This window comes from Streptomyces sp. NPDC047130 (assembly GCF_040643475.1).
In the GTDB taxonomy this organism is placed as follows: Bacteria; Actinomycetota; Actinomycetes; order Streptomycetales; family Streptomycetaceae; genus Streptomyces.
Window position 1 is genome coordinate 25389 of the sequence record NZ_JBEYUK010000043.1, and the last position, 6000, is coordinate 31388.

Consider the following 6000-nt stretch of genomic DNA (forward strand, 5'->3'; position numbering starts at 1 on the left):
TCTCCGGGTCCCGGTCCGTCCGTGGCCCAGCCGGCCACGGACGGACCGGGACCCGTCTGGGGGGAAGGGGGGCGCCCGGGGGCGCCGCCCGGTGACGGGCCCCTGGGCGACGGGACCCCGTGACGGCGCGGACTAGGCGAAGGTCGCGAGCGGCTCGGACCCGGACCAGTCGTGGCCCCAGTAACTGTCCGCTGTGATCTCTTCGGCGGTGTAGTACGACTCGTCGACGAGCATGCCGTGACAGCCGTACTCGATGTCCCAGCCGCCCGGTGCGCGCAGGTAGAAGGAGACCATCTTGTCGTTGGTGTGCCGCCCCAGCGTCGAGGAGATCGAGAACTCGCGGCTGACACAGCGGTCGAGCGCGCGGCCCACGTCGTCCAGGTCCTCGACCTCGACCATGACGTGCACCAGTGCGGGCATGCCCACCTTCGGCGCCGGGCACAGGGCCAGGCTGTGGTGGCGCCGGTTCACGCCGATGAAGCGGATGCGCTGCGCGGGGACGCCGGGCGGCGTCAGACGCATGGCCCCGCGCGGGCGGAATCCGAGGGTGTCGAGGTAGAGCTTCTCCGACGCGGCCATGTCCGTGGTCGGCAGGACCACGTGGCCGAGGCCCTCTGCGCCGGTGACGAAGCGGTTGCCGTGGCGGGTGACGACCGGCGAGTGGTCCAGCACGGGACCGTGGAAGATCTCCGTCCGGACGCCGGACGGGTCCAGGAACGCGATGGCCTCTTCCACCCGGCGCTCGTCCGCGTCCTCCACCGACAGCCGTTCGACCTCGTACCCGGCCTTCTCCAGGGTTTCCGTGACCCGGGCCAGCGCGGCCCCGTCGCGCACCTCCCAGCCCACGCTCCGCACGGCGTCGATGTCCCCGGGGTGGACCACCATGCGGGCCGCCCGCTCGTCCATCCGCAGGTAGAGGGCGTCGGGGTCGGGCCCGCTGCCCTCCGCGAAGCTCAGCACGTCGAAGGCCAGTTCACGCCACCGCTCCAGGTCGGTGGTCTGCACGGTCACGTATCCCAGGGCGCGGATCTCTGTCATCGCTCTCCTTCAATGCTTGGTTCGAGTGCCTGTGCCGGGTTCTGCGGTTGTCAGATCAGGGACCGCAGGGCGCCCTGGGGCTCGACGCCCATGCGCGTCAGGGCGCTCGCGTGGTAGGTGGGGCCGGGTATGTGGATAGCGTGGTTCAGGCCCGCGTGGGCGTCGCGCCAGTAGCGCTGCAGGGGCTGGTCCATGCGCAGGGCGTTGCCGCCGGAACGCGCGAAGACCTCGTCGACGGCGCGGACGGCCCGCCAGGCGGCCCGGATCTGGGCCAGCCGGCCCTCGGCCCGCACGTCGAAGGGAACGTCACGGCCCGAGTCCACGATGTCCCAGATCCGGTTGATGTTGCCCAGGACCTCGTTGCGGGCCGCCCGGATGTCGGCGACGGCCTCTCCCATCACCGTCAAGGTGTAGGGGTCCTCGCGGACCCTGGTGCCCTGGGCGTTGATGCGGTCGCGCTGGTACCCGAGAGCCGTCTCCAGAGCGCCCTCGGCGATCCCGATGATCGCGGAGGTGATGCCGGCGGGGAAGGCGCACGACCAGGGGATGCGGTAGAGGGTCTCCTCCCTGCCGAACTCCCTGACCGCACGGCCGTCGAGGACCTTGTCGCCGTCCATGACCCGGTAGGCGGGCACGAACGCGTCGCGCACGACGACGTCCTTGCTGCCGGTGCCCTTGAGGCCGACGACGTTCCACGAGTCCTCGACGATCTCGTAGTCGGAACGGGGCAGGATCACGTGCACCTGCTGGGGCGGGCTGACGGGCTCGCCCGCCTCGTCGGCGAGCATTCCGCCGAGAAAGATCCACCGGCAGTGGTCGGTGCCCGAGGAGAACTGCCAGCGTCCGGAGAAGCGGTATCCGCCCTCCACCGGCCGCAGCCGGCCGACGGGCTGGTACGGCGAGGCGATCCAGGTGTCCGGGTCCTCGCCCCACACCTCCTCCTGCACGCGCCGGTCGGCGTACGCCATCTGCCAGGGGTGCACGCCGACGATTCCCTGGACCCATCCGGCGGCGCCCGAGAAACGGGCGGTCTCCATGACCGCCTCGGCGAACTCGGCGAGGTGGCTCTGAGCTCCCCCGAACTCCGCCGGCTGCAGCATGCGCACGGCGCCCGCGGTCCTCATCAGGGCGGCCGTCTCGTCGGGCAGCCGTCCGAGCCGCTCCGCCTCGTCGTCCTGCTCCCGCAGCTTGTCGGCGTAGGAGATCATGTGTTCACGTACGGTGCTCATGGGGCTTCCTTGTGCTTCGGGACGGAAAAGGGAGGCGAGGTCAGGCCTGTTCCCGGGCCAGCCGGGCGGCGTTCTCCCGGGACTCCGCCTCCCAGACGCCGATCGCCTGGTCGCAGTCGACCTCGAACTCGAAGCGCTGCACCATCTCGGGCGTGACGTCCTCGACGTCGACGTAGAACTGCTGGTACCAGCGGCGCAGCTGGTACACCGGACCGTCCTCCTCGGTGAGCAGGGGGTTCTCGATCCGCGACTTGTGCTTCCAGACCTCGACGTCCTGGAGGAACTGCTCCTCGAGGCCCTCGACGAACATCGTGCCCATCTCCTGGGCCTGCTCGTCGGTCCAGCCCGGCTTCTTCTCCACGACGATCCCGTACTGGAGCAGGAACGAGTCGGGAGAGATCGGGTAGTGACAGTTGACCAGCTTCGCCTCGACCGTCTCCCCGTCGGAGTCCGTCCAGATGGTGTCCAGCATGAACGAGGGGCCGAAGTAGCTGGCCTCCGAGCGGGTGACGGCCTCGGGCAGGTCCATCTGGACACCGGTCCTGATGTCGTCCCGCCCGGTGGACGTCATGTACTGGGTCGCGATGTGCCCGTGGAAGACGTTCTTGAAGAAGCGCGGGATCTGGAAGTGGACGTAGAAGAAGTGCGCCATGTCGACCAGGTTGTCGACGATCTCCCGGCAGTGGGCGCCCTCGACCAGGTACGACTTCCAGGCCCACCGGGTCCAGCGGCCGTCGTCGTAGTCCTCGATCTCGGGGATCGTCACCTCGGGCGGCGGCGGATTGCCCTGGGGGTCGTTCCACACGAAGAACAGCCCGTTGCGTTCCATCGTGATCCACGCCTTGGTGCGCCCGCGCAGCGGCACGCGCCGGGCGTAGGGGACCTTCGTGCACCGCCCTTCCCCGTTCCAGCGCCAGTCGTGGAACGGACAGGCGATGTCGTCGCCCTTGACGGTGCCCTTGGCCAGGTTGCCGCCCATGTGGCGGCAGAAGGCGTCGATCATGTGGATCGTGCCGTCCTGGCGGGCGAAGACGACGGCGGTCTCGCCGAACACCTTGATCTCGTGAGGCCGGCCGTCGCGGAAGCCGTCCGCAAGCCCCAGGCAGTGCCAGCCGCGCGCGAACCTGGTGGGGTTGCTCCCCGCTTCGATGATCCGGACCTCGTCCTGGGCCGCTGTGTCACCCATGTCTGCCTCCCCGGCTGACCGGTGCGCCACTGCACCGTGTCGGTGCGTCATCCTGAAACAGCTCGCCGAGCGCTTCCGAGTCAGCTCCCACTGATCGGGAGCACCGGCGGGAGCGGGCTCCGCCGGACCACCGCGCCGGGTCACCCCGTCGCCGCACCGGCACGCAGGGCGGGCGCAACCTCGCCCAGCAGCAACTCGACGTGACGCCGCACCAGGTCGTCGGGCATCGCGGCGACGCTGGTCCAGAAGTGGACGTGCTCGACCGGGAGCCCGGCCGTGTGCGCCCGGACGGCCCGCACGGCGTCCCCTGGGGTGAGCACCCTCAGCCCGGGGATTCCGCCCCGCGGGACGGCCCCCGACGCCACTTCGCCGACGGTGAGGTCGCGAGGGGCTTGGGGCCCGGGCGCGCCGATCCGCCGGTAGGAGTTCACCTGGTGGACGTAGTGCGGGAGGATGCGCCGGAACGCCTCCTCGGGGTCGTCGGCCACGACCACGTCGACCAGGCCGCCCATGCGTGCGGCCGACGCCGGGTGCCCGCCCTCGGCGAGAGCCTCCGTGTAGGGAGCCAGCAGACGTCGGTCGAGGGACAGCAGCCCGGTACCCAGCAGACCGGCACGGCGGGCTCCCCGCGGCCCTTGGTACCCCATCCAGAGCGGCACCGGGCGTTGGACGGGGGGAGGTGACACCTCCTCCGCCAGCAGCCGGCGGATCTCCGCGGCTGCGTCGTCCGTCAGCGCGTACCGGCGCCGCAGATCCGCGCCGAAGGCGTCGTACTCCCGAGGGGAGAAGCCGGCGCCGATTCCGAGCTCCAGCCGGCCTCCGGAGACGAGGTCGACGATCGCTGCCTCCTCCGCGGTGTGCCGGGGGTGGCGCAGGGCCGCCAGAAGGACGCCGGTGCCGATGCGCACCCTGGAGGTACGCGCCGCCACGGCGGCGGCGAACGTGAGCGGCTGCGGGAGGTAGCCGTCGTCGGTGAGGTGATGCTCGGTCAGCCACACCGCGTCCGCGCCTCTCCGTTCCGCGTCGCCGATCAGGTCCAGGGTCTCGCGGTAGTGCTGCGCCCAAGGCCGCTGCCAGCGAGGTGGGTTGCGCAGGTCGAAGAAGAGACCGATCTTCATGGAGTGACTCCTGGTGCTCCGGTCGTGAACACGCAGTGCGCCCGCAGTGGTCGCCGCGCCGTCGTGGTACGAGGCGTCCTGGTACGCGAGGCGTCGCGGCGGACGGGACGACGGCGAGAGGTGCCCGGAGGGTACGGGCGCGGAACCCCGCCGTCCGCGTCCGCTCCCGGTCAGTGAGAGGGTGGGCGGTGTCGCAGTCCTTCGTAACGGCGCTCGTCAGGAGTATGGACCTGCGACGACACGGCGATTACAGTCCGAGCCAATCTAACGCTTGCTTGGTAAACGCGTCAGCGTCCAAGGCCCTTCTGCGAAGAAGAGGAGCGGCCCGTGCCGACATCGAAGTTCGCCATGCCTCTGCCGGTGCTCAGCACGGCCGAAGAGGAGTCCGACCTGCCTTCCTCCATGGTCGGCCGGATGACACGCATCCTCGACGCCTTCGGCAGCAGCGGCACCACTCTCACCTTGGAAGAGGTGGAGGAGCGCACCTCCCTGCCCCGTTCGAGCGCGCACAGGATCCTCAACCAGCTGATCCAGCTCGGCTGGATCTCCCGCGGTGACCACGGGTACTCCCTCGGCCGGCGCGCGCTGCGGGCCGGCGAGGGCACGCACGGCTGGGACGAGCTGCGCAAGGCGGCCGCGCCCGTGCTGCACCGGCTCCAGGTGCACACGAAGCTGGTCGTCCACCTCGGTGTGCTCGACGGCACCGAGGTGGTCTTCCTGGACAAGATCGGCGGGAGCTTCGCCGCCTTTCTGCCGTCCGACGTGGGCACCCGCTGGTGGGTGACGAGCAACGGTCTCGGCAAGTCGATGCTGGCGTACCTTCCCCCGGAGGACGTCCACAGCCTTCTGAAGCGCTGCCCCGGACTCGTCGACGGCGCGGACGACGGCTTCACCGCTCTCTACTGCGAGCTCGACGCCATCCGGCGCATGCGGGGCGTCGCCTTCGACCGCGGTGGCGGCATGCCGGGCGTGGGGGCGGTGGCCTGTGCCGTCCGGGGCCCGGACGGCCCGGTCGGCGCCATCTCCGTCTGCGGCGAACTGAGGCAGATGCACCTCGAACGCCTCGCGCCCCTGGTCGCGCAGGCCGCCCAGCAGGTCTCGCAGGCGCTGCACCCGGACCCGGCCCGGCCGGGCGGCGGACAGTCTGCCGCCCCGGCAACGCGCGGGCCGGACCGGCCGGACATGGTGCACGAGTGGATGCGGGGACCGTACGGCGGCGGATGCTGCGGGCGGCGTGCCGAGTGCAGTCGGCGCAGGAGGGCGTGACCTCCGCCGCGCGGTGACGGGAGCCCCGGCCCGCGGAGGTCGGCTCTCCGGGACCGCGCCGGGCAGGTCGCCGCCAGGGCCCGCAGGAGCGCGGAGCCCGCGTGACGCCGTCTCGTGTCCGGGCGCACATCCTGGGCCGGACCATCCAGATCGCCTGCCAGAT

Annotated in this window: 5 protein-coding genes; 1 reads left to right on the forward strand and 4 read right to left on the reverse strand. The window is 71.0% G+C overall.

Going from position 1 to position 6000, the window contains the following annotated elements; all coding sequences use genetic code 11:
• Window positions 1-132: 132 nt before the first annotated feature.
• From ABZ836_RS29290 to ABZ836_RS29305, 4 genes are all read right to left on the reverse strand, one after another.
• On the reverse strand, window positions 133-1038 hold the full coding sequence (locus ABZ836_RS29290; RefSeq protein ID WP_356138279.1) for a VOC family protein: 906 nt from the start codon (window positions 1036-1038) through the stop codon (window positions 133-135).
• A 50-nt stretch (window positions 1039-1088) separates the two neighbouring features.
• A complete protein-coding gene (locus tag ABZ836_RS29295; RefSeq protein ID WP_356138281.1) occupies window positions 1089-2267 on the reverse strand; it encodes an acyl-CoA dehydrogenase family protein in 1179 nt (392 codons plus the stop codon).
• 40 nt (window positions 2268-2307) lie between these two features.
• Window positions 2308-3453 (reverse strand): Rieske 2Fe-2S domain-containing protein, encoded by a 1146-nt coding sequence (locus tag ABZ836_RS29300; RefSeq protein ID WP_356138283.1) that lies wholly within the window; start codon window positions 3451-3453, stop codon window positions 2308-2310.
• 140 nt (window positions 3454-3593) lie between these two features.
• Window positions 3594-4571, reverse strand: a complete 978-nt coding sequence (locus ABZ836_RS29305; RefSeq protein ID WP_356138285.1) for an LLM class flavin-dependent oxidoreductase — start codon at window positions 4569-4571, stop codon at window positions 3594-3596.
• Between the two features lie 327 nt (window positions 4572-4898).
• On the opposite strand from ABZ836_RS29305, the gene ABZ836_RS29310 reads away from it, so the two are divergent.
• Window positions 4899-5837, forward strand: a complete 939-nt coding sequence (locus ABZ836_RS29310) for an IclR family transcriptional regulator (protein WP_356138286.1) — start codon at window positions 4899-4901, stop codon at window positions 5835-5837.
• Window positions 5838-6000 lie beyond the last annotated feature (163 nt).

Bases quoted from the DNA above. Each gene is read 5' to 3' on its own strand.
- ABZ836_RS29290 (WP_356138279.1), bottom strand. From the start codon at position 1,038: ATGACAGAGATCCGCGCCCTGGGATACGTGACCGTGCAGACCACCGAC.
- ABZ836_RS29295 (WP_356138281.1), bottom strand. From the start codon at position 2,267: ATGAGCACCGTACGTGAACACATGATCTCCTACGCCGACAAGCTGCGG.
- ABZ836_RS29300 (WP_356138283.1), bottom strand. From the start codon at position 3,453: ATGGGTGACACAGCGGCCCAGGACGAGGTCCGGATCATCGAAGCGGGG.
- ABZ836_RS29305 (WP_356138285.1), bottom strand. From the start codon at position 4,571: ATGAAGATCGGTCTCTTCTTCGACCTGCGCAACCCACCTCGCTGGCAG.